The organism is Rhodococcus ruitaii (genome assembly GCF_055230935.1).
Window position 1 is genome coordinate 161374 of the sequence record NZ_JBUYWC010000004.1, and the last position, 25991, is coordinate 187364.

Genomic DNA, 25991 nt, shown 5'->3' on the forward strand with positions numbered 1-25991 from the left:
CTCGGTAAAGTCCGAAGGCGTGAACTCTCCCACTACGGACGCCGATCGCCGCGCCCGACTGCTCGCGGGCGCCGACTCGACACTGCGCGCGCTGTCGGATGTCCTGGCCCCGCTCGGGGCGCGGTTTGCCGAGGCAGGGTACGAGCTGTACCTGGTGGGCGGCAGTGTCCGCGACGCCGTGCTGGGGAGATTGGGCACCGATCTCGACTTCACCACCGACGCCCGCCCCGAGCTCGTGCAGGAACTACTACGCGGATGGGTCGATCACCAGTGGGACACCGGTATCGACTTCGGGACAGTGAGTGCGTCGAAGGGCTCTGAACAGATCGAGATCACCACGTTCCGCAGCGACGCCTACGATCGCGTCACGCGTCATCCCCTCGTCGAATACGGCACCCGGCTCGAGGACGATCTGGTGCGTCGCGACTTCACCGTCAACGCGATGGCGATCCGCATCGGACCGGACGGCGCCGGCGAGTTCGTCGACCCTCTAGGGGGGATGGATGCGCTGGTGGCGGGGGTGCTCGACACACCGGCGCTGCCCGAGGACTCCTTCCATGACGACCCGCTGCGGATGCTGCGCGGCGCGCGGTTCGTGTCGCAACTCGGGTTCACCCTCACCGAGCGTGTGCGCACGGCAATCACGCAGATGGCCGACGAGATCCTTCGGATCAGCGCCGAACGAGTCCAGGCCGAACTCGACAAGTTGATACTCGGCACCTATCCGGTCGAGGGCATCGACATCATGGTCGAAACGGGCCTTGCGCAGCGCGTGCTCCCGGAGGTACCGGCGATGAAACTCGAGATCGACGAGCATCACCAGCACAAGGATGTGTACTGGCATTCGCTGACCGTCCTGAGGCAGGCGATCGACCTCGAGGACGGCGACCCCGATCTGGTGCTGCGCTGGGCGGCGCTCCTCCACGACATCGGCAAGCCCGGCACCAAACGCAACGAGCCGGGCGGCGGCGTGAGCTTCCACCACCACGAGGTGGTCGGCGCGAAACTCGTTCGCAGACGGATGCGGGCGCTGAAATACTCCAAGCAGATGGTGGAGGACGTCGGTCAGCTCGTGTTCTTGCATCTGCGGTTCCACGGGTACGGCAAGGGGCAGTGGACGGACTCGGCTGTGCGTCGCTATGTGCACGATGCCGGGCATCTCCTGCCCAAGCTCCACAAGCTCGTGCGTGCCGACTGCACCACCCGAAACAAGCGTCGTGCCGCATCGCTGCAGGCCACCTACGACGATCTCGAGCATCGCATCGCTGCGATCGCCGAGCAGGAAGACCTCGCGCGGGTCCGTCCGGATCTCGACGGCAACGCGATCATGGAACTGCTCGGAATCTCCGCAGGCCCACAGGTCGGGGAGGCGTGGAGGTTCCTCAAGGACCTGCGCCTCGACCGCGGGCCGCTCGAGCGGGACGAGGCGGAGACCGAACTCCTGACGTGGTGGGAGCAGCAGTCGAAGGCGTGAGCATCGACGGCAGACGTGTTTCTGTCTCCTCACACCTGCGGCACGGCTCGGTGAGCCAGATGTCACAGCCTGCTCACCGCGTTTGATCCTCCCGCAACACCGTGTCCGCAGCATGGACACTGGGCCATTCACGAGACGGTCCGGGCGGGAGCTGGGAATGCAGGACGCGATCACGACGGTGAGAACTGCCTGCTCGTATTGCGGTGTGGGATGCGGCATGATCCTCGAGGTCGGTGTCGACCCGAGCACGGGAACTCGTCGTGTCCTCGACGCATACGGCGACAAGGAACACCCCACCAACCGGGGTCGCCTGTGCACGAAGGGCGCGACGAGCGCCGCGATGCTCGCCGGAGGTGGCCGACTGGAGACCGCGCAGGTGCGTCGGGAACGCGGCTCCGATCCTGTCCCGGTCGCACTCGGGACGGCGATCTCGGATACCGCGCGGCGCCTGACCGCCATCATCGACGAACACGGTCCCGACGCTGTCGCGCTTTATGTGTCGGGGCAGATGTCGCTCGAGTCGCAGTACCTGGCGAACAAACTCGCGAAGGGGTTCATCGGTACCAACGGGATCGAATCGAACTCGCGGCTGTGCATGGCCGGTGCCGGTACCGGCTACAAGCAGTCGCTGGGATCGGACGGACCACCCGGCTCGTACGAAGACTTCGACCGCGCCGACGTGTTCTTCGTGACCGGCTCCAACATGGCCGACTGCCATCCGATTCTGTTCCTGAGGATGATGGATCGCGTCAAGGCCGGAGCCAAGCTCATCGTCGTCGACCCTCGCCGCACCGCGACGGCCGACAAGGCCGACCTGTTCTTGCGGATCTCCCCCGGAACCGATCTCGCCCTCCTCAACGGACTGCTTCATCTCATCGTCGAAAACGGCCATCTGGATCGTGACTTCATCGGCGAACACACTGATGGCTGGGACGCGATGGAGGACTTCCTTGCCGACTACCCGCCGGACGTGGTCGCCCGGATCACCGGAATCGACGAAGGCGACATCCGGACCGCGGCGCGGTGGATCGGCGAGGCCGGGGAGTGGATGAGCTGCTGGACCATGGGGCTCAACCAGAGCACCCACGGCACGTGGAACACCAACGCGATCTGCAACCTCCATCTCGCAACCGGAGCGATCTGCCGGACCGGTAGCGGCCCGTTCTCTCTCACCGGCCAGCCCAATGCCATGGGCGGACGCGAAATGGGATACATGGGGCCGGGTCTGCCCGGGCAGCGCAGCGTGCTTTCGGAAGCCGATCGCATGTTCGTCGAGCAGCAGTGGGGGGTACCGCACGGCACGCTTCGCACCGAGGTGGGTACCGGCACGATCGACATGTTCGAGAAGATGGCCGCGGGCGAGATCAAGGCCTGCTGGATCATCTGCACCAATCCTGTCGCGACCGTTGCCAATCGGAAGGCCGTTCTCGAGGCTCTCGAGAAGGCCGAACTCGTCATCGTGCAGGACAGTTTCGCCGACACCGAGACCGCTGCGTACGCGGATGTTCTCCTGCCGGGAGCGCTCTGGTCCGAATCCGACTACGTGACCATCGGTTCCGATCGCACACTGAACCTCATCGGGCAGGCTGCCGACCCGGTCGGCGAGGCGATACCCGATTGGGAGATCATCGCCAGGATCGCCACCGAGATGGGATTCGGCAGCGCATTCGACTACTCGAGCGCCGAGGCGATCTTCGACGAGATCACCGGCTTCGCCAACCCCGCAACCGGCTACGACCTGCGCGGAGTCACCTACGACCGGTTGCGCGAGACATCCGTGCAGTGGCCGTGCCCGCCCGGGTCGGGTTCGCGTAATCCCATCCGGTATCTCAACGACGGCACCGTCTGCCCGCGCCTGGTCCGTGAAGACGGCACCGTTCCGCGTCTCGTGTTCGCCACACCCGATGGACGGGCCCGCTTCTTCCCGCGTCCGCACGTGCCGGCCGCCGAACTGCCCGACGACGACTTCCCGCTGGTCCTCAACACCGGTCGCGTCCAGCACCAATGGCACACCCTGACCAAAACGGGCCTGGTCGCCAAGCTCAACAAGCTCGAACCGGGGCCCTTCGTCGAAGTCAACCCGGACGACGCGCAGCGCTTGGCGATCACCGACGGGGACCGGGTCGAAGTGGCGTCGCGACGCGGGCACGCGATACTCCCGGTGGTGGTGACCGATCGCGTGGGGCCGGGTAGCTGTTTCGCGCCGTTCCACTGGAACGACAGGTTCGGGGAGGATCTGGCGATCAACGCGGTCACCAACGATGCCGTCGACCCTGTATCGCACCAACCCGAATTCAAGGTGTGCGCAGTCTCGCTGACGAAGGTGGAGACGCCCGCGGCCGACACCGGTGACAACCCAGCCGACCGGTTGGCATCCGTGATCGGTATCGGTGAAACCGAGGTACCGATTCTCGCGGAGACGGAACGAATCTACTTGTCCGGCTTGATCTCCGGGTTGCGCTCGAGCGACGTCACCAGAGTGCCGGTCCTGCCGGCGTCAGCACCGTTCACACCCTCGGCACGCGCATGGGTCGAGGGACTGCTCGCCGGGGTCTACTCACGCGGTCCGGGGTCGGTGATCTGCGACTCCGACGAGGCATCGGACGACGGGATCCCGGTCACGGTGGCGTGGGCATCGCAGACCGGGAACGCCGAGGAGCTTGCGGCCGTGTGCGCTGCGCGCCTGCGGTCCACCGGCTGTGCGGTGCGGTCCATGACGCTGAACGAGCTGGATGTCGCGGCCCTGGCGGACATACCGAATCTGGTCGTCGTCGCGAGTACGTTCGGCGACGGTGACGCACCGGACAGCGGCGGTACCTTCTGGAGATCTTTGAGCGCGGGTGATGCGCCGTCTCTCACCGATATGCGGTACGCGGTTCTCGCATTGGGTGATTCGAGCTTCGACGACTTCTGTGGTTTCGGGCGGCAACTCGATGAGCGTCTGGCGGGGCTCGGTGCGACACCGTTTCTCCCCCGCGTCGACTGCGAGCCCGATTTCGAGGAGCGATCGGCGCAGTGGCTCGGCGAGCTCGCAGCACACTTCGGTGGCGACGCCGGAGCTGTGACATCGGTGACTCCCGTGTCTGCACCTGCTGCGTCGTCCTACTCGCGGAAGTCCCCGTTGGTCACCCGGCTCACCCGTAACGTCCGCCTCAGCGGAGGCCAGTCATCGAAAGAGGTGCGGCAGTTCGGATTCGAACTCTTCGATCCGGATTTCGAGTACAGTGCCGGAGACGCACTGGGGGTGGTGCCCACGAACGGTCCGGACACCGTCGACGAGTGGCTCCAGGTCACCGTTCTCGATTCCGAGGCACCCACCGAGATTGCAGGTCTTCCGACGATCCCGCTTCGCGAGGCCGCAACCCGCCACCTCGACATCACCCGGGTGACGCCCGACCTCCTGAAGTTCGTGCAGCAACAGACCGGAAGTGCCGAGCTGGCAAAGCTGCTGCGACCCGGCAACAAGATCGAATTACAGCGGTGGCTCTGGGGTAAGCAGGCGCTGGATGTCATCGCCGAGTATCCGTTCAAGGCACCGCTGGACGAATGGTTGCCGTTGCTCGAGCGGCTCCAGCCCCGCATGTACTCGATCTCGTCGAGTCCGAAGGTCGATCCTCGTGAAGTCCAGTTGACGGTCTCGGTGGTGCGCTACAACAACGACGGTCGAGACCGTGCCGGGGTGTGCTCGAGCTTCCTTGCCGACCACAGCAAAGGCGCCGACATTCCGATCTTTGTGCAGCGCAGCGCTCATTTCAGGCCGCCGTCGTCATCGGATACACCGATGATCATGGTGGGGCCCGGTACGGGCATTGCGCCGTTCCGTGCGTTTCTGCACGACCGCCGGGAATCGGGGTGTACGGGCAGGAACTGGCTGTTCTTCGGCGACCAGCGATACGACTCCGACTACCTGTACCGGGACGAGATCGAGGCAATGCACTCGGATGGGTTCCTCACCGAACTCGACCTGGCGTTCTCGCGGGATCAGCGGCAGAAGATCTACGTGCAGGACCGCATGCGCGAACACGGTGCGCGGCTGTGGCGGTGGCTCGAGGACGGTGCCCATTTCTACGTGTGCGGCGACGCGGCCCGGATGGCGAAGGACGTCGACGCAGCCCTGCGTGACGTGGTGCAGGCCCACGGTCGTCTCGATCACGAGCAGGCTCTCGCCTACGTCGACGGACTTCTCGCAGAGAAGCGCTACGTGCGCGACGTGTACTGACCGACCACGTCGGTGCCCAGCGGCGATCTGTCGAGCCGATCGTCATACTGGTGATCCATCCGCACCGCGCGGCGACGGTGTTGTGATATCGGGTAATGTGAGTTCCGTCGCGTCGGGGATCTGGGTGCGGCCTCGCTTCGGTCGGTACGGCACGTCCCATCCGGATATGGGATTACAGCCCGACGTGCCGTACGGAGAGATCAATGTCGCACGAACTACACCACTTCACGATGGGGCTGTGGGTGTTCTTCCTGGCGTACGCGACCGCAGTCGTGGGGTCGTACGTCGGTCTGTCCTGTGTCCGTCAAGCGGTCAAGGCCGGTGACGTGAAGCACCGAATGCAGTGGATCCTGATGGCCTCGATGGCGATCGGTGGAGTCGGAATCTGGCTGATGCACTTCATCGGGATGATGGGCTTTGCGGTACCCGGTTCCCTGATCCGCTACGCAATCGGGCCCACGGTGTTCTCGGTTCTGCTTGCGGTCGGAGCCACGATGTTCGGACTCTGGTTCGTGGATTCGCCGGCGAGGTGGCTCCAGCGCGTTCCGCGTGGTCTCCGAGTGGCGTCCGGCGGGGTGGTGATGGGCCTTGCCGTCAGCCTCATGCATTACAGCGGGATGTATGCAATCCGGATCCAAGGAACCATCGAACAGGATCCGGCGTACGTGATCGCATCGGTGATCATCGGCATCGTGGCGTCCACGGCGGCGCTGTTCCTGGCCGGAGTGGCCGAGCGTCTCATGATCCGTGTCGGTGCGTCGCTGATCATGGGATGCGCGGTGGTGGCGTTGCACTACACCGGAATGGCCGGGGTGAGCGCGACCGTCGACCCAGGTGCCGAGAGTCCCGAAGGGCTGACGGTGCTGTCACTTCTGTTCCCCGCGTTCATTATCGGTATCGCCGTGCTCGCGTTGCCCATCTCCGCGTTGCTGCTCACCCAGGACCGGGACGAGGTGCGCCGCGAAGAGTCGGTGGCGCGGTGGGCGCAGGGAGACGACGCCGAGGAGGCAGCGCCGTCGGACACTCGGATCGAGGTGGCACCTCAGGGTGCGGAACCTGGAACCACCGTGCGTGTCGCGGTGTTTCCTGACGAAGGCGGAGATCGTCCTTCGCGGTGGCGGCGTCGGTTGTGAATCCGCACATGCGGAAGTAATGTCCATTTCATGGCGAATGTGCGGGTGAAAGATGCTGCAGCCCTCCTCGGTGTCAGTGATGACACCGTGCGGCGATGGATCGATCAGGGCCTGCTCACTGCGAGTAAGGACGAGTCGGCACGCAAGGTGATCGACGGTAGCGAGCTCGCCGCCTTCGCTCGATCCCAGGCGGGAGACGTGCCCGATGTACTCGGCGTCGGTAGTTCCGCGCGCAATCGTCTCGTCGGCCTCGTCACCAGGGTCATCTCCGACACTGTGATGTCGCAGGTGGAGCTGCAGTGCGGCCCGCACCGGATCGTCTCGCTCATGAGCACCGAGGCTGTCGAAGAACTCGGTCTCGAACCGGGCACTGTCGCCGTCGCGGTCGTCAAGTCCACCACCGTCATCGTCGAAACCCCCGGAGGAAACGCATGAGGACTCGTGCCCTGGCAGCAACGTCGAGCGCACTCGTAGTCGCCTTCGCCCTGGCGTCGTGCAGCAGCAGCGACTCCAGCGGCGAAGGCGCCGAGACGGTGACGGTCTTTGCGGCGGCATCGCTGCAGTCCACGTTCACCGAGATCGGGGAGCTGTTCGAGAATGCAAACCCGGGTGTGACCGTGGAGTTCTCCTTTGCGGGATCGTCCTCACTGGTTACCCAGCTCGAAGAGGGCGCGCCCGCCGATGTTTTCGCATCTGCCGACACCAACAACATGAACAAGGCTGTCGACGCCGGGCTGGCCTCGGGCGAACCCGTCGACTTCGCGACCAACGTCCTCACCATCGTCACCGAGCCGGGGAACCCGGAGAACATCACCTCATTCGCCGATCTCGACCGCGATGGGTTGTCTGTCGTCGTCTGCGCACCGCAGGTACCGTGCGGCGCAGCCACCGAACGGGTCGAGGAAGCCACCGGAGTCACCCTCACTCCGGTGTCGGAAGAATCGTCGGTCACCGACGTCCTCGGTAAGGTCACATCCGGCCAGGCCGATGCTGGCCTCGTCTACGTCACCGACGCCACTGATGCGGGTGAGTCGGTCACCGCGGTGCCCTTCCCGGAGTCGTCCGGTGCCGTCAACACCTATCCGATCACCGTTCTCGCAGAGGCCGACAACGCTGAACTGGCAGCGGAATTCGTCGATCTCGTCACCGGAGGGGAAGGTCGCGCCGTGCTCGAACGGGCGGGATTCGGCGCACCGTGACAGCGGTGCGGACGTCCACTGGGATTCCCCGGTGGATGTACGTGCCTGCCGCGGTGGGGTTGCTCTTCATCGCGGTGCCGCTGGTCGCGATGCTCCTCACCGTCGATTGGACGAACTATCCGGCACTGATCACGTCCGAGGCGTCGCTCGAAGCACTCGAACTCAGCATCGTCACCGCGACGACCAGCACCGTGCTGTGCATGATCCTGGGGATACCGATGGCCCTGGTCCTGGCGCGCAGTACGTTTCCCGGCATACAGGTCGTGCGCGCGCTGGTGCTGCTTCCGCTCGTGTTGCCCCCGGTGGTCGGGGGTATCGCGCTGCTCTACACCTACGGCAGGCGCGGACTGATCGGTGAGCACCTCGAGGTGTTCGGGATCAGTATCGCCTTCTCCACCACGGCTGTGGTGGTCGCGCAGACCTTCGTTGCACTCCCCTTTCTGGTGATGAGCCTCGAAGGCGCGGTGCGCACCGCCGGACAGAGGTACGAGAATGTCGCTGCAACACTCGGTGCCAAACCCACCACCGTATTTCGTCGCGTCACTCTGCCTCTCGTGCTGCCGGGGCTTGCGTCGGGGGCGGTCCTCGCATTTGCCCGTGCCCTCGGGGAATTCGGTGCGACGTTGACATTTGCGGGCAGTCTGCAGGGCACCACCCGGACGCTTCCTCTCGAGATCTATCTGCGACGCGAAACCGATCCGGATGCCGCGGTGGCCCTGTCACTGTTGCTCATCGTCGTCGCACTCGTGATCGTCGTCGCCGTACACTCGCGTCGATCGCCTGGAGTACCGGAGTGACTGGAGTACTGGGGTGAGCAGATTACGAGTTCAGGCGAGTGTCGACGTCCGTGACTTCGCCCTCGACCTCGAAGTGGACGCGGGCACCACCGTCGCGATTCTCGGTCCGAACGGTGCCGGGAAGTCCACGCTGCTCAGTGTGATCTCCGGGCTGATCCCCTGCGACCGCGGACGAGTGGAACTGGGTGGCCGGGTCCTCACCGACACCGAGTCGCGCACGGCAGTACCACCGCACAACCGCTCCGTCGCACTGCTTGCGCAGCAAGCCTTGCTTTTTCCGCATCTGACGGCGCTCGACAATGTGGCCTTCGCGCCGCGCAGTGTGGGGCAGCCTCGACGCGTCGCCCGAAACACCGCGACGCGCTGGTTGAAAGCGGTGGATGCCGTCGAGTTCGCTGATCGGAAGCCACACCAACTGTCCGGCGGACAGGCCCAGCGCATCGCGGTGGCGCGCGCACTGGCCGCGGAACCCGAACTGCTGCTACTCGACGAACCGATGGCCGCGCTCGATGTCGCTACGGCCCCTGCGGTGCGATCGCTGCTGCGTCGTGTGTTGCGGGAGGACGGTCGAACCGCCCTGATGGTCACCCACGATCCCCTCGACGTACTTGCCCTCGCCGATCGTGTGATCGTCATCGACGGCGGCCGTCTCGTCGAGGACGGCACGGTGCAACGGGTCCTCACCCGGCCGCGAAGTGCATTCGCGGCGCGGATCGCCGGGACGAATCTGCTCGGCGGGACGGTTCGCGCCGAGGGGCTCGCCACCGATGTCGGTGTGGTGCACGGTGTTGCCGACGACGATTGTTCTCCCGGCGATGCGGCGGCCGCGGTGTTTCCACCCTCGGCGGTGGCTGTCTACACTGATCCGCCGCATGGCAGCCCCCGGAACTCTCTTCGGGTCACGATCGGTGAGCTCGAAGCCCGCGGTGCGACGGTTCTGGTGCGCGCGTCGGGGGGCCTGACGGCCGAGGTCACCACGGCTGCAGCGGCCGAGCTGAAACTCGAGCCGGGGGCAACGGTGTGGTTCGTGGTCAAGGCCACCGAGGTTCGGATCCACCGGGGGCCCAGTTGTGACGGTGCCCTTACCGGAACACCAGGCCACCGTCGATGAGGCCCGCCTGGCCAGTCATGTAGTCGGAGTCGGGGCTCGCGAGGTACGACACGTAGGCTGCAACATCCTCCGGGGTCTGGGCGCGACCGAGCGCGATGCCGCCGACGAACTTCTCGTACGTTGCGCCCTTGGCGGCACCGGTGAGTTCGGCGAACCGTTCGTCGATGGTCACCCACATGTCGGTGCCGACGACGCCGGGGCAGTACGCGTTCACGGTGATGCCCTCGGACGCATACTCTTTGGCCGCCGCCTGCGTAAGCCCGCGGACTGCAAACTTGGTTGCCGAATACACGCCCAGCATGGCAAATCCCTCATGGCCCGCGATGGACGACGCATTGATGATCTTGCCGCCGTGGCCGAGCGCCTTGAACTTCGCCGCAGCCGCCTGGATGCCCCACAGCACACCCTCGATATTCACCGAGAGTATGCGTGACACCTCGTCCGGTGTCACGTCGGCTATCGGATCGACCTGGGCGATACCGGCGTTGTTGACGATGATGTCGAAAGACCCCAGTTCGCTTTCCGTCCGGTCGACGGCAGCCTGGACCTGGTCGCGTACCGTCACGTCCGTCACGATCGAGACAGCTCGCGGCCCCAGTGCACGGATCTCGTCGGCGACCGCCTCCGCCTTGCTTCCGTTGACGTCGACGACGGCGATGTCGGCGCCGTCCGACGCCAGCCGCAACGCGATTGCGCGGCCGATACCCTGCCCTGCTCCGGTGACCAGAGCGACCTTGCCTTGGATGCTCATACGTATCTCCTTGCACGATTGCCAGCGCCGCACGATTGACAGCGCCGCATGATTGCCAGCGCTGCATTGTCGACAACACTGGGTGAGTCACATCACAGTCAAGAGAATCACCGGTTGTCGAGTAGACGCAAGGGTTGCGCCGGGTTGCGTGTGCTCATGCCCGACCCCCGATCCGATAGCGTCTGATCGCGAGCACCCCGATCACGCCGAGTACATACACGGCCGCACCGGCGACAGCAAGGGCGGGCGAACGGCCGTCCGGCGCAATCACGAATGCGGCCGCCGCGATCGCGGCGAGGAACGCAATGTTGAAGACGGTGTCCTGTAATGCGAACACTTGCCCGCGACGTGCGTCGTCGATGTCTATCTGCATGGCAGCATCGCCGGTGAGTTTGATCGTCTGCCCCGCGAGTCCGAGTAGGAATGCGGCGATGAGCAATGGGCCCTGAGCCACCGTGGTGACGAACAGGAATTGCACCACCGCAGCGACGATCAATCCGACGGTGACGGTACGCGGCCGACCGAGTCGCGGAATGAGGAACGGTGCGACGATCGCTGCGACGAGCATACCGATTGCGGTGGCTGCGACCGCCACACCGAATCCGGCGAACCCACCGGGCAGCGGTGTCTCGTGCTCGGTGTGGCGGAGGACGAGCACCATGATCAGGGTGTCCATTCCGAAAACTATGCGGTGTGCGCCGATTCCGACCATGGCGGCGGCCACACCGGGGGCTTCCCAGACTGCCGTTGCTCCCGTGCGTAGCCCGGCGATGATGGTCCGCACCACCGCCCGCGGTCGTGCGCCGTCCGGACCCAGCGCCTGGTGTGCGAAACCTCCCGCTGCGATCGCACCGATGACTGATCCGGACGCTCCCAGGGCGACGGCGATTCCGGAACCGACGTCGCCTGCGCCCACGAGTGCGATCGTCGCGACCGCGGCTCCGGCACCGGCCGCCGACACGGCAGAGCCCACCGTCGCAAGAACGGAATTGACGGGGACAAGCCAAGATTGGGCTACAACGTGAGGGAGTGATGCCGACACCCCAGCGAGAACGAAGCGACTCACCCCGACGGCGGCGAGTGCGAGCAACATCAACGGGGTCTGCGGACCTCCGGTGAGGAGCACGGATGCGGCCGCAAGAATGAACACGCCGCGGAGCGCGTTGGCCCACACCAGAACGAGGCGACGGTCCCAGCGGTCGAGGAGCGCACCGGCGAATGGGCCGATCACCGAGTACGGGAGCAGAAGGACGGCGAACCCCGCGGCGATGGCTACAGGGTCTGCGTGTCGTTCGGGATTGAACAGTATTGCTCCGCCGAGAGCGGCCTGGAACATGCCGTCGCCGAACTGGCTCGCGAAGCGGACGATCGTCAGACGAGCGAGTCCCGGCGATCCGCGGAGGGCGGAGATCGTCGAATGCCACGCTTGCCGCCTCGAGTCCTGCATGATCACCGAGACTATCGGTGCGGGTGGGGATTCAGCGGGGGCGGTGCTGCCACCAGCGGACGGTCGCGTCGGCGGCCTCCACGATCGGTGTGGGTGACAACCCGAGGGCGGTCTCGGTGCGGCTCGAGTCCATGACGAACGGGCCGGTGAACATGTAAGCGGTCTCCGCGAGTTCCCGGATGTCGCTGCTCACCACCGCGCCGGCACGTAGGGCCCAGGCTGGGATGGTCGACACCTTCGGGATGGGCATTCCCGCGGCGGTGGCGAAGGCGGTGGCCAGTTCACGCTGGGTCACCGGCGGTGCGGTGGGTGCGTGCAGGACATGATCCCAGACCGCGTGGTTGCCGCTGGCAGCGATCATCGCGGCCGCGAGATCGGGCACGTAGGTGAAGGAGTGCGGTGTATCCGCCGACCCGAGGACCCGGGACGTCTTTCCGGCGAGAACGGTGGGGACCATGCGTTCGCCCGCGTGGGCAGTGAGGACGTGGGGACCGAAGAAATCCGATGCCACGACGCTGACCGTCGGTGTGGAGTGCGCGTCGCGGGCTGCGAGCAGGCGGGTGCGCACACCGAGTTTGCCGCGGGTCGCGTTGCGGGGTGAGTCCTCGGTCATGACGTCGTGCGGGGAACTGTAGGAGTAGAGGCTCTCGGGGAACACGACGACCGCCCCGACGCGACCCGCGGCGTCGAGCACGACCTGCTCGGCGGCGGGCAGTTCCTTCTCCCACACCTCAGCGGAGTAGGCCGAGCCGTGGATGCACATGTACAAGGCAACGGCGCTGTCGCCGTCGGGGCCGGTCAGTGCGTCGTCGAGTGCGCGGGGGTCGTTGACGTCGACGCGCAGGCGCTCGACGCGGGGATGATCGGGTCCGCTTCCCGAGCGGGTCAGGACCCGGACGTGGTGTCCCTGTGCTGCGAGTTGTTCCGCAACGGTGGTGCCGACAGGTCCGGCGCCGGCGACGACGTGGAGTTTCGACATGGAGTCCGCCTTCCGTAAAATTGTGAGCACTGCTCTCTAATCTGGATCCAGATTGCACTCCAGACCGAAGTCCTGTCAAGAGCGGTGCTCGCATTTGTTGACAGTGCTCGCAACGGTGGGCAGGCTGGGAACATGACGACCCCCCGCGCAAAGGCGCGCGCCCGCACGATGGCCGACATCCTCCGGATCGGCCGCGACCACCTGGCGACCGAAGGTGCCGCCGCACTGTCGCTGCGAGCCGTCGCTCGCGACCTCGGCGTGGTGTCGTCCGCGGTGTACCGCTACGTCGAGAGCCGCGACGAGCTGCTCACCCTTCTGGTGATCGATGCGTACGACGAACTCGGAGACGCTGTCGACGCCGCCATCGCCGACACGGAAGACTCGCTCGACCAGTTCCGTGCGCTGGGACACGCGGTCCGCGGGTGGGGGCTGCGAGAGCCGGCCCGATACGCTCTGTTGTTTGGAAGCCCTGTCCCCGGTTACCAGGCACCCCCCGACCGTACGATCGAACCCGGAACCCGGGTCGTCGTTCGTCTCGTCGGGATCCTGGCGGATGCCTATGCCGCCGGTGCATTGCGGTCCACCGAGACCATTCCGATCCCCGACTCGCTCGGGGCCGATCTCGCGCGGATCAGGAGTGAGTTCGACAGGGAATTACCCGACGCGGTCCTCGCCCGCGGGGTTCTGGTGTGGTCCGGCCTGTTCGGTGTGGTGAGCTTCGAAGTCTTCGGTCAGTACGGTCGCGACACCTTCACCGACACGTCTGCGCTGTTCGAGCATCAACTCGCGGTTCTCGCCGACACTGCAGGATTCGTGACCACAAAGGCGCAGCCGCGGTGAGAGAATGACGGAGTGGCGCAACACCAGGACGACCCCGAGGACCGCACCGCACAGTCGACCCCCAAGGTCCGTGCGGGGAATCTGCTTGTTGCCGGCACCGCCCTCACCGAACCCACGTTCCGCCGCACCGTCATCTACATGATCGAACACAACGAATCCGGCAGTTTCGGCGTCGTGCTCAACCGCATCAGCGACACCGCCGTCGGCGCGATGCTCCCCCGCTGGGCGCCGACGTCGGCGTCGCCGGGTGCCCTGTACGTAGGCGGCCCGGTGCACCGGAATTCTGCGTTGTGTCTCGGCACCGCGCGCGAGGGCGCCGAGATCGACAACGTGAAGGGCGTGCGCAGGATCGACGGCCGGGTGGTGCTGATCGATCTCGACACCGACCCCCAGACCCTCGTCGAGCACATCGAAGGTGTGCGGATCTTCGCAGGATATGCGGGGTGGAGCGCAGGTCAGCTCGACGGTGAACTCGGCAACGACGACTGGATGGTCGTCTCCGTCCGGCCCCGCGACATTCTGGCTCCGGCCGGTATCGACCAGTGGGCTGCGGTGCTGCGCCGCCAGCCGCTCCCGACGGCCCTGCTGGCGACCCATCCGATCGAGGTCGAGCGGAACTGACCCACCCTCAGGATTCCCAGTCGACAGCCGCGGCCAGCTGCAACAGCCGTTGTCTGCGTGCCGGCGACGTGGCGCCGATCCAGGCGATCAGCCCGTACACGTGAGCGCGAAAGTCGGGATGACCGCCCCGATTCTGGGAGGCTGCGCCCTCGTGGAGCGCGTTGTGCAGTAGCGCGCGCAGAGTGTCGTACTCGGATCGGGCAACCTGTGGCCGATCGTTGACGACCAGGCCGGCGAGGCGCTGCCGCTGATGCCGATGCATGATCCGAAGCTTGTCTGGGTGTACGACGAAGCCTTCCGCGGATACCACCCGAAGCACCACCCACAGCACTCGGTCGACGTCGAGTGTGTCCCCCGACAACGCCAGGTCGTCGCCGTAACGGGTGTAGCGCAGGTCGTGGCGCCGGGCATATCCGTCGAGACGTCGGTCCAGCGACCGCAGCACCAGGTTCGCCACATGCGGCGACGTCGGCGCGCCCTGCGGCAAATGCCTGTCGCGCAGCAGAGCCGCATGCGCTGAGGCGACACCGGTGAGCGCATCGACCGGGGTCGCAGTCGTGCACAACTCTGCGAGTAGGCGAGCGATCCGCGGTGGGTAACCGGCGCGGTCGAACACTCCCCTGACACGACGAAGGGTGATCGTCTCGAAGCAGTGGCGCAGATCGATGCGCAGCACCGTGCCCCGGTCGGTGTGCGGCCAGGCGAACGCGGCAGGCGACGAACCCGGAACGAATCCGCGAGCGGCCGGATGCGCGGGAATCTGTCCGACGAGTCGGTGGAGCAGACGTCGCTGGGTTTCGCGCATCCGGGGTTTCGGCGCTTCGATGAGGCGGACACCATCGCGTTTCGTGCGGTGCCAGATTCGGTAATGCCGTAGCGGTGGTCCGGCGGTGCGCAACCAGTTGCCGCGGTCGGCGAACCATTCGAGTTCGGGAACGGTGAGGCCGAGCCAGTGCGCGCACTGCTCGACGGAATAGAGATCAGGCAGGCCGTCGAGCACCGACCCGGTCGACGTCGGCTCGTGCAATTCGATGCGTCGAGGCACTGCCGGCCTGGGTATCGTCCACGGTGCGAGCGCGTCGACCAGGGCAGCTGCGGGATGACGTGGCTCTGCCCGTGCCAGATGGAACAAGCGATTCGCGACATCGGGGGCGATCTCCCCGGGGAGGACCGACTCGAGGGCTCGCAGCACCTCGGGCCATGTCCAGGCGGTGTATATCCGTGAGAACTCGGCTGCCGCCTCCGAGGCCTCGTCGGCGGGAAGTGACGGTTCGATCATCACAGGGGGAACGGTGCCCTCCAGGATGGTCGGCATGCAGGACGGACGGCACGCGAGGTGACCTGAACCTCGTGGTCGCGGCGCCGTTCGGCACGCGGAGCGTGCGGTGCGGCGTCGGACGCAGGAACCAACTGTGAACTGTACCCAGGGGTTTCCCCTGAGACGGATCGAAACGATCCGCTCTCACCTCGCCTGCCGCCCATAGTTCCCGATGGTGCCAGATCCGAGGAGACAGCGCCGAATAACAGAAGGCCGAATGACAGAAGGCCGAATGACAGAAGGCCGAGTGGAAGAAGTGGGATTACGCCGCTCGTCGATCGGCGAGTGTGTTGATCGCGCCCGCCATCTCCTCGGCGCGGTCGGTGGTGATTGTGAGTTCGTGACCTGATTCGGTGGTGATCACCAGCGCGGGTCCGGTGTTCGTGACCAGCCCGTACCGGTGGGGTCGCTTGATCCGCATCCCCCACCCGCCCCAGTCCTGGAACGGGCGGGTCTCGGTGACCTTCGCGCCGACGATCTCGTCGAGGTCGTAGTCGAGGGCAGATCTGCCGAAGTTGCGCACCGACACTCTCTGCTCGTCCAGTCGCACCGTGAACCGGAGCAGGCTCAGGAGCAGGAAACATACCGGGAGTGCGATGGCGATGGGCCACCAGCTCCCCATCAGGAGACACACGATGATCATGGGGGCCATTACGACAAGTGCAAGTACGACGGTGGCTGATCGACCCGTACCGACCTGGTCGACGAGGGGCAGTTCGACGGAGCCTCGTGGCAGTGACGGGTCGGGCGTGGTCTTCGCGGACGGACGCTCCCGGTAGTCGCGGAGCAGGCCCGCGCCGAGCCACCCGACCGCGATACCGAGGCACATACCCAACCCGAGTGCCCACGAGGGGAACGGTGTGTCCGAGGGGTCGGACACATCCAGCTGTTCGGCCAGGGTCGCGACATACAGTGTCGCCATCAGGAAGGTCACCGCAAGCCCGATCACCAACATGTACCGGCGCATCATCAGCTGCGCCTGGGCGAGTGCGGCGATCGCGCAGCATCCACCCCCGACCAGCGCGATGAGCAACGCCATCGTCCACGCCCCCGTCATGGGGCTCGAGAAAGAGTCGGGGGTCGAGCCCGACCAATGAGATGCGACTTCCGCGGGGAGGCGAGATTCCCACGCCAGGGTGAGGAGCAGAACGGCGAGCGCACTCAGCAGTGGAATCCCGAGTCCGAACACGGCTCCTGCGGGGTCGACAACTCGGCGGCTGGTCATGGCGACAGGATAGGGACAGCAGTAGGGGCGACGATCAGGCGGTCGGTTCGCACATTCCGCGCAGGCTGCACGACCCGCAGGAGGTCCCGCAGCCGGCTTCCTCGGGTTTCGTGGCTTCGGCGACTCGCGCGGCGATGGATCCACCGGCGCCGGCGGTGAGCAGAGCCGCTACGACGGTGACGACCACGGCGACCGCGCCCCACACGGTCGGCAGGGTCAACGCTGCTACGCCACCGAGGACGCAGAGTGCGCCTGCGCCGAGCATGCTGGGTGCGGCGACCTTGTTGGACATGGCGAAGGTGGCGTCGTCGCGGAGTGACTCCGGCGTGCGCACACCTGCCCAGCGGTTGCGTGGAAGCTTGCCGGTCAGCGCCGCGACACCGACCGCGCCGACAGCGAGGGCGATAAGGAAAAGCAGAATGGCGACGATCAGCACCCGATCAGGATACCGTCGCGTGTGACCGCCCCACCCGTCGGGTACGGGCACGTTCTACCCTGGTTGGAGCCCACAAACGCCGGCCGAGTAGATAGTGATCACCGTGACCCGTCCCGTTCAGCCCTCAGCACAGCAGCAGTCCGACGCCACCCCGCAGCATCGCTACACCGCGGAACTCGCAGGGCAGATCGAACAGCGCTGGCAGGACCTGTGGCGCGAACGCGGCACGTTCCACGCTCCGAACCCGGTGGGCGACCTTGCCGGCAATGACCCCGCGACCGGGGTGCCCGCCGACAAGTTGTTCGTGCAAGACATGTTCCCGTACCCGTCGGGCTCGGGTCTGCACGTCGGGCACCCCCTCGGCTACATCGCGACCGACGTCTACGCCCGGTTCCACCGGATGCAGGGTCGCAACGTGCTGCACACACTCGGCTACGACGCGTTCGGTCTGCCCGCCGAGCAGTACGCGGTGCAGACGGGCACCCACCCCCGCACCACCACCGAAGCCAACATCGTCAACATGAAGCGGCAACTCGGACGTCTGGGCCTCGGTCACGACGACCGTCGCTCGGTGGCGACCACCGATGTCGACTTCTACCACTGGACGCAGTGGATCTTCCTGACGATCTACAACGCGTGGTACGACACCGCAGCCGGTAAGGCTCGTCGGATCAGTGAACTCGAAGCCGAGTTCGCAGACGGCACGCGCACCCTCGACGACGGGCGCGACTGGGCCTCGCTGTCGAGCAGCGAGCGCGGCGCGGTCATCGACTCGTACCGCCTTGTCTACCAGTCGAATTCGCTCGTCAACTGGTGCCCCGGTCTGGGTACCGTGTTGGCCAACGAAGAAGTCACGGCCGACGGCCGTTCGGAACGCGGCAACTTTCCGGTGTTCCGGAAGAACCTGCGCCAGTGGATGATGCGGATCACCGCGTACTCGGACCGCCTCATCGACGACCTCGAGTATCTGGATTGGCCGGACAAGGTCAAGTCCATGCAGCGCAACTGGATCGGACGCTCGAACGGTGCCCAGGTGACGTTCGCGGTGGACGGTCGGGATGCCGCGGTCGAGGTCTTCACGACCCGGCCCGACACCCTGTTCGGCGCGAGCTACGTCACCCTCGCCCCCGAACACGCTCTCGTCGACAAGATCGTCGCGTCGAGCTGGCCTGTCGACGTCGACAGGCGGTGGACCGGCGGCGCTGCCACTCCCGCTGACGCCGTTGCTGCGTACCGTGCCGAGATCGGCGCCAAGTCCGACCTGGAGCGGCAGGAGTCGAAGGAGAAGACCGGTGTGTTCCTCGGCGCGTACGCCGTGAACCCCGTGGGCGGTGAGAAGCTCCCGATCTTCATCGCCGACTACGTGCTCACCGGCTACGGCACCGGCGCGATCATGGCCGTTCCAGGCCACGACCAGCGCGACTGGGAATTCGCGACGGCATTCGGACTGCCCATCCGCGAGGTCATCTCGGGTGGCGACATCACGACCGAGGCGTACACCGGCGACGGCACACTCGTGAACTCAGGTCTGCTGGACGGGCTGAACATCGGCGACGCGAAGAAGGCCATCATCGAGAAGCTCGAAGAAGACGGTACCGGTACAGGTACCGTCCAGTACAAGCTGCGCGACTGGCTCTTCGCCCGGCAGCGTTACTGGGGCGAACCGTTTCCCATCGTGTACGACGAGCAGGGTGACGCACATGCCCTTCCGGAATCTGTTCTCCCCGTGGAGCTTCCGGAGGTCGAGGATTACGCGCCGGTATCTTTCGACCCCGACGACGCCGGCTCCGAGCCGTCTCCCCCGCTCGCGAAGGCTACCGAGTGGGTCAACGTCGAGCTCGACCTCGGCGACGGACTGCAGCACTACACCCGCGACACCAACGTGATGCCGCAGTGGGCGGGCAGCTCGTGGTACCAGCTGCGCTACATCGACCCGACGAACTCGGAAGAGTTCTGCGCCAAGGAAAATGAGGCCTACTGGACGGGTCCGCGCCCCGAACTCCACGGTCCGAACGACCCGGGCGGCGTCGACCTGTACGTCGGCGGTGTCGAGCACGCGGTGCTGCATCTGCTCTACGCCCGCTTCTGGCACAAGGTGCTCTTCGATCTCGGGTACGTCACGTCGTCCGAGCCGTATCGCCGCCTGTTCAACCAGGGCTACATCCAGGCGTACGCGTACACCGATGCCCGTGGCGTGTATGTTCCGGCGGACGAGGTGGTCGAACGCGACGGCACATTCTTCTGGACAGGCCCCGACGGTGAGCAGGAAGTTGCTCGCGAGTACGGAAAGATGGGCAAGTCCCTCAAGAATTCGGTTGCGCCCGACGAGATCTGCAACGATTACGGTGCCGACACTCTGCGTGTGTACGAGATGTCGATGGGTCCGCTCGACCAGTCCCGTCCGTGGGCGACCAAGGACGTCGTCGGTGCGTCGCGGTTCCTGCAGCGCGCGTGGCGTCTGGTGGTCGACGAGGAGAGCGGCGCTGTCCGCGTCGCCGACGCCGAGCCGGACGAGGACACTCTGCGGGCACTGAACAAGGCCGTCGCCGGCGTGACCGACGATTATGCCCATCTGCGCGACAACACCGCGATCGCGAAGCTGATCGAGTACACGAACCATCTGACGAAGCAGTACCCGTCGGGTGCGCCTCGCGTCGCGGTCGAGCCGCTCGTACTCATGATGGCCCCGGTCGCGCCGCACGTCGCGGAGGAGCTGTGGTCGCGGCTCGGGAACTCCGAATCGCTCGCACACGGGCCGTTCCCGACCGCCGACGAGAAGTGGCTGGTCGAGGACACTGTCGAATACCCGATCCAGGTCAACGGTAAGGTCCGTAGCCGCCTCACAGTCCCGGCCGACGCGAAGCCGGATGCGATCGAGGCAGCGGCGCTGGCCGATGCGAAGATCGTGGATCTGCTCGAGGGCGCCGCGCCGCGCAAGGTGATCGTGGTGCCCGGCAGGATGGTCAACATCGTGAAGTAGGTGTCGCGTTCGTGCATCGCGATCATCAGATCCACGCGGTTTTGATAGCTTGGCGGATGGATCTGCTCCTGCCGAGCGCCCCGATCCCCGCCCCGATCCCCACCGGGAGGAAGTGACTTTCGCGCTGTGAACAAGCAACTCGTCGCCGGACTCGCGTGCCTCACCGTGTGCGCGTTGAGCGCATGCGGTGCCGATTCCGGTAGTGCCGAGACCGACGCGCCGTCCACGCCGTCGTCTGGAGTCGTGCCCTCGGAGGTGGTCCTCTCCGATGTCGATGCCCCGGCGGGTTACATCCATGCAGATGTGGCGGAAACGTTGGACTCGGATATGGGCGAGGTGAGCAACGACGAGGTGATCGCGATGTTCACCGAGATCCGCGACAGCACCGTCACCGACCCCGAGGCGTGCAGCGTACTCGTGCCCACCGCGGTGGACACCGTGCTGCGCCTCGACGAGGACCGGGCCGGCACGGCTGTCTCGGAGTACGCCTCCGACGGCACCGACGGATCCAACAGCGCCGTCACCATCATGGTCACCACGAGTGACACCGGGCCCCGGGTGCCCGAGAACCTCGACGGGTGCGCGAGTTTCACCCGGACGAGTTCGTCCGGCGACACCGAAGCGTCTGTCACCTACCGGGTCTCCCCGCTGGACCTCGACGTGGAGGGAGCCGACGGTCTGATCGCTGCCCGCGCGGAGGCGGATCAGGGCGGGGCAGCAGAGTCCACCGCCCTCGTCGCCGGGACGGTCGACGGCGTGTACTTCCAGATCAATGCCACCGGACCGGTCGACGATCAGCTGGTCAGCGACCTCGCGGCAAAGCAGATCGGTAAAATCGAAGGAATCTGAGTAACGCCGAACGAGCAGTGGTCTCGACAGTTCCAGCAGAACCTGGTATCTCTGGAAACAGCGTCGCGTGTCGATGACGGACTGCGTCAGGCATGGAGGCGTCGAACCCTGAGGGATTCCTCTTGACTATCTCGCTCAACCACACCATCGTCGCTGCCAAGGACAAACAGCACTCGGCGTATTTCCTGACTACCCTGTTCGGGCTCCCTGATCCGGTACCGGCCGGGCATTTCCTGGCCGTTCAGCTCGCCAATGGGGTCACTCTCGATTTTGCCGAGCCGCCGCCACACGTCGACGTCTCGTCTCAGCACTACGCGTTCCTGGTGTCGGAGGACGACTTCGACAAGATCTACGGGCGCATCCTCGATCAGAAGCTCGAGCACTGGGCCGATCCCCGGCAGTCTGCGCACGGGATCAACCGAAACGACGGCGGGCGTGGGACCTACTTCCTCGACCCGTCCGGTCACTACCTCGAAATCATCACGCGGCCATACGGTTCGGGCGGGTAATGGACCGCGTGGTATGGGCGGTCCGGCCTATCCCACAGTGGCGGGGTGGGAGCGGGCGGCGAGGTCGCGGATGAAGCGGGCGATTTCGGCGGGTTTCTCTTCGGCCATGAAGTGGCCGGCCTCGATGGGCTCATACGTCAGGTCGGGTGCCCATACCCGCCAGAGCGCCGCAGCGTCGAACCCCAGTTGGGCGCCCCAGTCCTGGGAGATCACTCCGACGGGCATGGTGAGTTGTTTGCCTGCGTCGCGGTCCTCACGGTCCATGTCGAGGTCGATGCTCGCTGTGGCGCGGTAGTCGGCGACGATGGAGTCCACAGAATTGACCGAGCTGTCGATGTAATGCCGGCGGGCCTCGGGCGGGAACGTCGAACCATCGGTGTCCCAGGCGTCCAGGAACGAACCGAAGAACTCGGGTCCGACGGCGCGGATCATCTTCTCGGGGAGACCTGTGGGCTGTGCCATGAGGTAGAGGTGCCAGGCGACCTTGGCGTCGACGCCGTGCAGGACGTCCCAGGTGTCCAAGGTTGGCAGCACGTCGAGGATCCCGAGAAACTGCACCGACTCCGGATGGTCGAGTCCTGCGCGAACGCCGACGAGGGCGCCTCGGTCATGGCCGATCAGGCCGACACGGTCATGGCCGAGCGCTTCGGCTATGCGCAGGATGTCTCGGGCCATCGTCCTCTTCGAGTAGGTCTGCCGGCTCTGTTCTGCCGGTTTGGCGCTCTCGCCGTACCCGCGCAGGTCAGGGATGATGACCGTGTGCTGTTCAGTGAGCTCATGTGCGACGTGACGCCACATGTAGTGCGTCTGCGGGAATCCATGGAGGAGGACGATTGCGGGCCCGGTACCGGCTACGGCGACGTTGAGGTCGACTTCGCCGTCTCCGGGTAGCGTCCGGTAGCGGAATCCATTGATGGTCAGTTGGTTCACGGGGTGTCCTTCGAAGCGGTGTCGGTCGATCGGGCAGCCGGATGGCCCGAGAAGATGCCCGCGGGAAGTGAATGTTCCGCGGAAGGTGTGGCACGTAACGCAGGGATCAGGACGGTGTCGACGAGGGCTTCTAGGTAGCGGTCGTCGATCTCCAGTCCGTTGAGTCGCCGAAGCAGGATCACGGCGCCGGCGACTTCTTCGAACGGGAACGGGTCGGTGCCCTCGTGCGGCAACTCCCCACGACCGACGGCCGCCTGAACGACGGTCTTCGGTAGCCGGGCCCCGGTCGGCCCCACGGATCGTTCGATTTCCTCGCAGAGTTCCGGATCCTCGAGGCCGGCTTGGAGCAGCAGCATCGCGGTCTGGCTATCTGCAGAGCGCATGGACTGCACGAGGCGGCGACAGAGGGCGAGCAGGTCACCGCGCAAACTTCCGGTGTTGATTTCATCCGGCTCGTCGCGCCGTGAAGGGCCTGCTTTCAGAGCGGCAACCACTATGTCTCTCTTGGACTTCCATCGTCTGTAGAGAGTGGCCTTGGACGCGCCCGCCCGGCGGGCCACCTCTTCGAAAGTGACCCCGTCATAGCCGACTTCGGAGAGGAGTGAGATCACGGCAGCGAGGATCTCCCTCTCTCGTTGATCATCACGCGGACGGCCCACGCGATGAGTGCGTGGCCGGCGCCCGTCGAACTCGTCCTTACTGAGATACGGCACGTTTCGTATCGTAACAGCACTTGCGATGATCACCGCAACCTGCGACGACCCGGATCGCGTCTTCCGCCGGCGATCAACGTGTTCGGTCGATATCGCTACCGAAGGTGCTCGTGCACGAAGTCGAGCACGTCGCCGAGCACCTCGTCGCGGTTCGTCTCGTTGAAGATCTCGTGTCGCGCACCGGGGTACACCTTCGATGACGAATCGCGACCGGCGAACATGGCCCAGCCGGTGGTAGTGCCGTCGAGAGGGACGAGACGGTCGTCGCTGCCGTGTAGCCAGAGCACGGGCACGGTGTCGACCGTCCCCGTCGTGGTGATGGTGTCGAGGCAGTCCTTCATCGCCTCGAGGGTGGGTCGCTTGAAGGGGCCGTGCCACACGAGCGGATCGTCGATGTAGGCGCGCCCCACCCCGGGGTCGCGCGACAGCGTCGACGGATCGATCGGGGTATCGGGGATCTCCTCGGCGGCAAGAAGGGTGTCGACGGTGGCCCACGTGCCGAGTACCGGGCCCGACAGGACGACCGCGGCGAGCTCGTCGCCGTGGATCTGGGTGTAGCGCGCCGCGATCATGCCGCCCATCGAATGACCGATGAGCACGACGGGGAGACCGGGGTGTTCGCGTCGTGCAGTGATGTCGAGGAGTCGGAAGTCGTGGACGACGTCGTCGAAGCTCTCGACGAGCACCCGCTGCCCGTCGCTCAGTCCGTGCCCGATGTGGTCGACGGCGTACACCACGGCGCCGTCGGAGGTCAGGCGGGTCGCGACGTATCCGTACCTCCCGGAGTGCTCCCCGTAGCCGTGGCACAGAAGTGCTATGTAGCGGGGCGACTCCGGTTCCCAGCGTCGTGCCGCGAGCATGACGGAATGGCCGGCCAGAGTGAAGGCGGTGTCTGCTGAGGAGTCGGAGTCCGGAGAGCCAGAACGGTCGGTGAAAGCAGGGTCGGTGCGCATCAACTGCATTCCTGTCCTGGGAGTCAATGGTGCGCACAAGGATCGCACGTTCCCGCTCTGGTCGAGGGCGGGATCGTGCACTACTCTCCGAAATGGAACATGTTCTAAGACTTGAAGGGGGCACCATGGCACCGACCCGTGACGCGATCCGCGACACTGTCGAGAACTACGTCCGCGCGGTGGCGAAGGGCACCACGGACGACATCCTCGCGCTGTATGCGTCGGGTGCGACCGTCGAGGATCCGGTCGGTACCCCCACGCGCACCACCGAGGCCGAGATCCGCGAGTTCTACAGCATGATCGAATCGCTCGACCAGACCGGCGAGGTGCTCACCGTCAAGATCGCCGACAACAATGCCGCCTTCCTGTTCCGCCTGGTCACACACGTCGGCGAACAGAATCTGGTGATGGAAGTCGTCGACGTCATGACATTCGACGACGACGCGAAGATCACCAGCATGAGGGCCTATTGGAGCCAGGACGATATGCAGACGGTGCCAGCAACCTGATGCCGGTTCGCACGCTCGAAGTCGATGGTTTCACGTGGAACATTCACGACGAGGGCGTTGGGCCCGCGGTCGTGCTGTGCCACGGATTTCCCGGTCTCGGCTACAGCTACCGTCACCAGATCGAGACGCTCGCCGCGGCGGGTTACCGTGCCGTAGCCCCGGACATGCCGGGCTACGGACACACCGACCGGCCCGGGGACGTCGAGGCGTACACCAACGTCGCAGTGTCGGACCGATTGACGAGCCTCCTCGACGCACTCGACATCGATCGGGCCGTGTTCGTCGGACACGACTTCGGCGCGCCCGTCGCGTGGACGATGGCCCTGCGGCATACCGATCGAGTGGCCGGCCTGGTGTTGCTCGCGGTGCCGTACGCGCCGGATCGAATGCCTGCGCCACCCACCGAGCTGTACGCCGCGATGGCGCGCAAGCACTTCCTGCATCTGCACTACTTCCAGCAACCAGGTGTGGCCGAAGCCGAACTCGATCCACGCGCGGCAGAGTTCCTCCAGCGCGTGTTCTTCGCACTCTCGGGCGAGTACCGGTACCTCGACATCTGGAATCATCCGTCGGAGGGGTACGGCTACCTCGATGTGCTGCCGACGGCGCCGGACCTCCCGTGGGACTGGCTCAGTGCAGCAGAACTCGACCACTACGCGAGAGAGTTCTCCCGCACCGGATTCGGTGGGGGGCTGTCGTGGTACCGCGCGTACGACGCGAACTGGAAGGCGTCGGCACAGTACGAGGGTGCGAGCGTCACGGTCCCGACATTGTTCGTTGCAGGTGCGTCCGATCCGGTGATCACCATGTCCGGGCCGCGCGCACTCGACCGGATGCGGCAGACAATCCCGGACCTGCGGGGTGTGCATCTCCTCGATGACGCCGGACATTTCGTACAAATGGAGCGTCGCCGGGAAGTCGACGCCCTACTGCTCGACTTCGTAGCAGACGTGTATTCCCGCAAACGATCCGAATAACCGACGCGGTAGGCACTGCCG

At 65.6% G+C, this 25991-nt stretch carries 23 protein-coding genes and 1 pseudogene; 15 read left to right on the top strand and 9 right to left on the bottom strand.

Annotated elements, in window-relative coordinates:
* The first annotated feature begins 19 nt into the window (after positions 1–19).
* The 8 genes and pseudogenes from ACZI8W_RS06545 to ACZI8W_RS06580 all read left to right on the top strand — a co-directional run bounded on the left by ACZI8W_RS06545 (position 20) and on the right by ACZI8W_RS06580 (position 9933).
* Positions 20–1474, top strand: a complete 1455-nt coding sequence (locus tag ACZI8W_RS06545; protein ID WP_463367684.1) for a CCA tRNA nucleotidyltransferase — start codon at positions 20–22, stop codon at positions 1472–1474.
* 157 nt (positions 1475–1631) lie between these two features.
* Positions 1632–5693 carry a bifunctional nitrate reductase/sulfite reductase flavoprotein subunit alpha gene (locus tag ACZI8W_RS06550; RefSeq protein WP_463367685.1) on the top strand — a complete coding sequence of 1354 codons (4062 nt, stop codon included), beginning with the start codon at positions 1632–1634 and terminating at the stop codon, positions 5691–5693.
* 203 nt (positions 5694–5896) lie between these two features.
* Positions 5897–6826 carry an MHYT domain-containing protein gene (locus ACZI8W_RS06555; RefSeq protein WP_463367686.1) on the top strand — a complete coding sequence of 310 codons (930 nt, stop codon included), beginning with the start codon at positions 5897–5899 and terminating at the stop codon, positions 6824–6826.
* Between the two features lie 30 nt (positions 6827–6856).
* Positions 6857–7261 (top strand): TOBE domain-containing protein, encoded by a 405-nt coding sequence (locus tag ACZI8W_RS06560; RefSeq protein WP_463367687.1) that lies wholly within the window; start codon positions 6857–6859, stop codon positions 7259–7261.
* Entirely contained in the window at positions 7258–8025 is a 768-nt protein-coding gene (gene modA, locus ACZI8W_RS06565) for a molybdate ABC transporter substrate-binding protein (protein WP_463367688.1), read from the top strand. The genes ACZI8W_RS06560 and modA overlap by 4 nt, the downstream gene beginning before the upstream one ends.
* Positions 8026–8060: 35 nt before the next feature.
* Positions 8061–8822: an ABC transporter permease gene (locus tag ACZI8W_RS06570; RefSeq protein ID WP_463367932.1), complete on the top strand. Its 762-nt coding sequence runs from the start codon at positions 8061–8063 to the stop codon at positions 8820–8822.
* Positions 8823–8895: 73 nt separating this feature from the next.
* Positions 8896–9333 (top strand): annotated as a pseudogene (locus ACZI8W_RS06575) (ATP-binding cassette domain-containing protein); the annotation flags it as partial.
* Between the two features lie 69 nt (positions 9334–9402).
* Complete coding sequence (locus ACZI8W_RS06580; protein WP_463367933.1) at positions 9403–9933, top strand: TOBE domain-containing protein; 531 nt, start codon at positions 9403–9405, stop codon at positions 9931–9933.
* Here ACZI8W_RS06580 and ACZI8W_RS06585 read toward each other — a convergent pair.
* The 3 genes from ACZI8W_RS06585 to ACZI8W_RS06595 form a co-directional block, all read right to left on the bottom strand.
* Entirely contained in the window at positions 9905–10684 is a 780-nt protein-coding gene (locus ACZI8W_RS06585) for an acetoin reductase (protein WP_463367689.1), read from the bottom strand. The two genes, ACZI8W_RS06580 and ACZI8W_RS06585, sit on opposite strands and share 29 nt — an antisense overlap.
* A gap of 154 nt (positions 10685–10838) precedes the next feature.
* Positions 10839–12131, bottom strand: coding sequence for an MFS transporter (locus ACZI8W_RS06590; protein ID WP_463367690.1), 1293 nt, complete (start codon positions 12129–12131; stop codon positions 10839–10841).
* Between the two features lie 31 nt (positions 12132–12162).
* Positions 12163–13110: an NAD-dependent epimerase/dehydratase family protein gene (locus ACZI8W_RS06595; protein ID WP_463367691.1), complete on the bottom strand. Its 948-nt coding sequence runs from the start codon at positions 13108–13110 to the stop codon at positions 12163–12165.
* Between the two features lie 132 nt (positions 13111–13242).
* Here ACZI8W_RS06595 and ACZI8W_RS06600 point away from each other — a divergent pair, with 132 nt between their 5' ends.
* On the top strand, positions 13243–13950 hold the full coding sequence (locus tag ACZI8W_RS06600; RefSeq protein WP_463367692.1) for a TetR/AcrR family transcriptional regulator: 708 nt from the start codon (positions 13243–13245) through the stop codon (positions 13948–13950).
* Between the two features lie 12 nt (positions 13951–13962).
* Entirely contained in the window at positions 13963–14571 is a 609-nt protein-coding gene (locus ACZI8W_RS06605; RefSeq protein ID WP_463367693.1) for a YqgE/AlgH family protein, read from the top strand.
* 7 nt (positions 14572–14578) lie between these two features.
* Here the strand turns inward: ACZI8W_RS06605 and ACZI8W_RS06610 are convergent, their stop codons facing one another.
* The 3 genes from ACZI8W_RS06610 to ACZI8W_RS06620 form a co-directional block, all read right to left on the bottom strand.
* Entirely contained in the window at positions 14579–15850 is a 1272-nt protein-coding gene (locus ACZI8W_RS06610) for a reverse transcriptase family protein (RefSeq protein ID WP_463367934.1), read from the bottom strand.
* Positions 15851–16151: 301 nt separating this feature from the next.
* A complete protein-coding gene (locus ACZI8W_RS06615; protein ID WP_463367694.1) occupies positions 16152–17114 on the bottom strand; it encodes a DUF1648 domain-containing protein in 963 nt (320 codons plus the stop codon).
* A 34-nt stretch (positions 17115–17148) separates the two neighbouring features.
* A complete protein-coding gene (locus ACZI8W_RS06620) occupies positions 17149–17550 on the bottom strand; it encodes an SdpI family protein (RefSeq protein WP_463367695.1) in 402 nt (133 codons plus the stop codon).
* Positions 17551–17653: 103 nt separating this feature from the next.
* Between ACZI8W_RS06620 and leuS the strand changes: the two genes are divergently transcribed.
* The 3 genes from leuS to ACZI8W_RS06635 all read left to right on the top strand — a co-directional run bounded on the left by leuS (position 17654) and on the right by ACZI8W_RS06635 (position 21888).
* Positions 17654–20530, top strand: a complete 2877-nt coding sequence (leuS, locus tag ACZI8W_RS06625) for a leucine--tRNA ligase (RefSeq protein WP_463367696.1) — start codon at positions 17654–17656, stop codon at positions 20528–20530.
* A gap of 126 nt (positions 20531–20656) precedes the next feature.
* Positions 20657–21379, top strand: a complete 723-nt coding sequence (locus ACZI8W_RS06630; protein ID WP_463367697.1) for a hypothetical protein — start codon at positions 20657–20659, stop codon at positions 21377–21379.
* Between the two features lie 92 nt (positions 21380–21471).
* A complete protein-coding gene (locus tag ACZI8W_RS06635; RefSeq protein WP_463367698.1) occupies positions 21472–21888 on the top strand; it encodes a VOC family protein in 417 nt (138 codons plus the stop codon).
* A gap of 27 nt (positions 21889–21915) precedes the next feature.
* Here ACZI8W_RS06635 and ACZI8W_RS06640 read toward each other — a convergent pair whose 3' ends face one another.
* The 3 genes from ACZI8W_RS06640 to ACZI8W_RS06650 all read right to left on the bottom strand — a co-directional run bounded on the left by ACZI8W_RS06640 (position 21916) and on the right by ACZI8W_RS06650 (position 24391).
* On the bottom strand, positions 21916–22809 hold the full coding sequence (locus tag ACZI8W_RS06640; protein WP_463367935.1) for an alpha/beta fold hydrolase: 894 nt from the start codon (positions 22807–22809) through the stop codon (positions 21916–21918).
* A gap of 5 nt (positions 22810–22814) precedes the next feature.
* A complete protein-coding gene (locus ACZI8W_RS06645) occupies positions 22815–23531 on the bottom strand; it encodes a TetR/AcrR family transcriptional regulator (protein WP_463367699.1) in 717 nt (238 codons plus the stop codon).
* A 95-nt stretch (positions 23532–23626) separates the two neighbouring features.
* Entirely contained in the window at positions 23627–24391 is a 765-nt protein-coding gene (locus ACZI8W_RS06650; protein WP_463367936.1) for an alpha/beta hydrolase, read from the bottom strand.
* A gap of 218 nt (positions 24392–24609) precedes the next feature.
* On the opposite strand from ACZI8W_RS06650, the gene ACZI8W_RS06655 reads away from it, so the two are divergent.
* The gene (locus tag ACZI8W_RS06655; protein WP_463367700.1) at positions 24610–24993 is read left to right on the top strand and encodes a nuclear transport factor 2 family protein; all 384 of its coding nucleotides are present in this window, start codon (positions 24610–24612) and stop codon (positions 24991–24993) included.
* Positions 24993–25970 carry an alpha/beta fold hydrolase gene (locus tag ACZI8W_RS06660; protein ID WP_463367701.1) on the top strand — a complete coding sequence of 326 codons (978 nt, stop codon included), beginning with the start codon at positions 24993–24995 and terminating at the stop codon, positions 25968–25970. The genes ACZI8W_RS06655 and ACZI8W_RS06660 overlap by 1 nt, the downstream gene beginning before the upstream one ends.
* The last annotated feature ends 21 nt before the right edge of the window (positions 25971–25991 follow it).

Bases quoted from the DNA above. Each gene is read 5' to 3' on its own strand.
- ACZI8W_RS06585 (WP_463367689.1), bottom strand. From the start codon at position 10,684: ATGAGCATCCAAGGCAAGGTCGCTCTGGTCACCGGAGCAGGGCAGGGT.
- ACZI8W_RS06560 (WP_463367687.1), top strand. From the start codon at position 6,857: ATGGCGAATGTGCGGGTGAAAGATGCTGCAGCCCTCCTCGGTGTCAGT.
- ACZI8W_RS06610 (WP_463367934.1), bottom strand. From the start codon at position 15,850: ATGATCGAACCGTCACTTCCCGCCGACGAGGCCTCGGAGGCGGCAGCC.
- ACZI8W_RS06615 (WP_463367694.1), bottom strand. From the start codon at position 17,114: ATGACCAGCCGCCGAGTTGTCGACCCCGCAGGAGCCGTGTTCGGACTC.
- ACZI8W_RS06555 (WP_463367686.1), top strand. From the start codon at position 5,897: ATGTCGCACGAACTACACCACTTCACGATGGGGCTGTGGGTGTTCTTC.
- ACZI8W_RS06590 (WP_463367690.1), bottom strand. From the start codon at position 12,131: ATGCAGGACTCGAGGCGGCAAGCGTGGCATTCGACGATCTCCGCCCTC.
- ACZI8W_RS06600 (WP_463367692.1), top strand. From the start codon at position 13,243: ATGACGACCCCCCGCGCAAAGGCGCGCGCCCGCACGATGGCCGACATC.
- ACZI8W_RS06655 (WP_463367700.1), top strand. From the start codon at position 24,610: ATGGCACCGACCCGTGACGCGATCCGCGACACTGTCGAGAACTACGTC.
- ACZI8W_RS06580 (WP_463367933.1), top strand. From the start codon at position 9,403: ATGGTCACCCACGATCCCCTCGACGTACTTGCCCTCGCCGATCGTGTG.
- modA (WP_463367688.1), top strand. From the start codon at position 7,258: ATGAGGACTCGTGCCCTGGCAGCAACGTCGAGCGCACTCGTAGTCGCC.
- ACZI8W_RS06650 (WP_463367936.1), bottom strand. From the start codon at position 24,391: ATGCTCGCGGCACGACGCTGGGAACCGGAGTCGCCCCGCTACATAGCA.
- ACZI8W_RS06570 (WP_463367932.1), top strand. From the start codon at position 8,061: ATGTACGTGCCTGCCGCGGTGGGGTTGCTCTTCATCGCGGTGCCGCTG.
- ACZI8W_RS06550 (WP_463367685.1), top strand. From the start codon at position 1,632: ATGCAGGACGCGATCACGACGGTGAGAACTGCCTGCTCGTATTGCGGT.
- ACZI8W_RS06660 (WP_463367701.1), top strand. From the start codon at position 24,993: ATGCCGGTTCGCACGCTCGAAGTCGATGGTTTCACGTGGAACATTCAC.
- ACZI8W_RS06595 (WP_463367691.1), bottom strand. From the start codon at position 13,110: ATGTCGAAACTCCACGTCGTCGCCGGCGCCGGACCTGTCGGCACCACC.
- ACZI8W_RS06635 (WP_463367698.1), top strand. From the start codon at position 21,472: ATGGAGGCGTCGAACCCTGAGGGATTCCTCTTGACTATCTCGCTCAAC.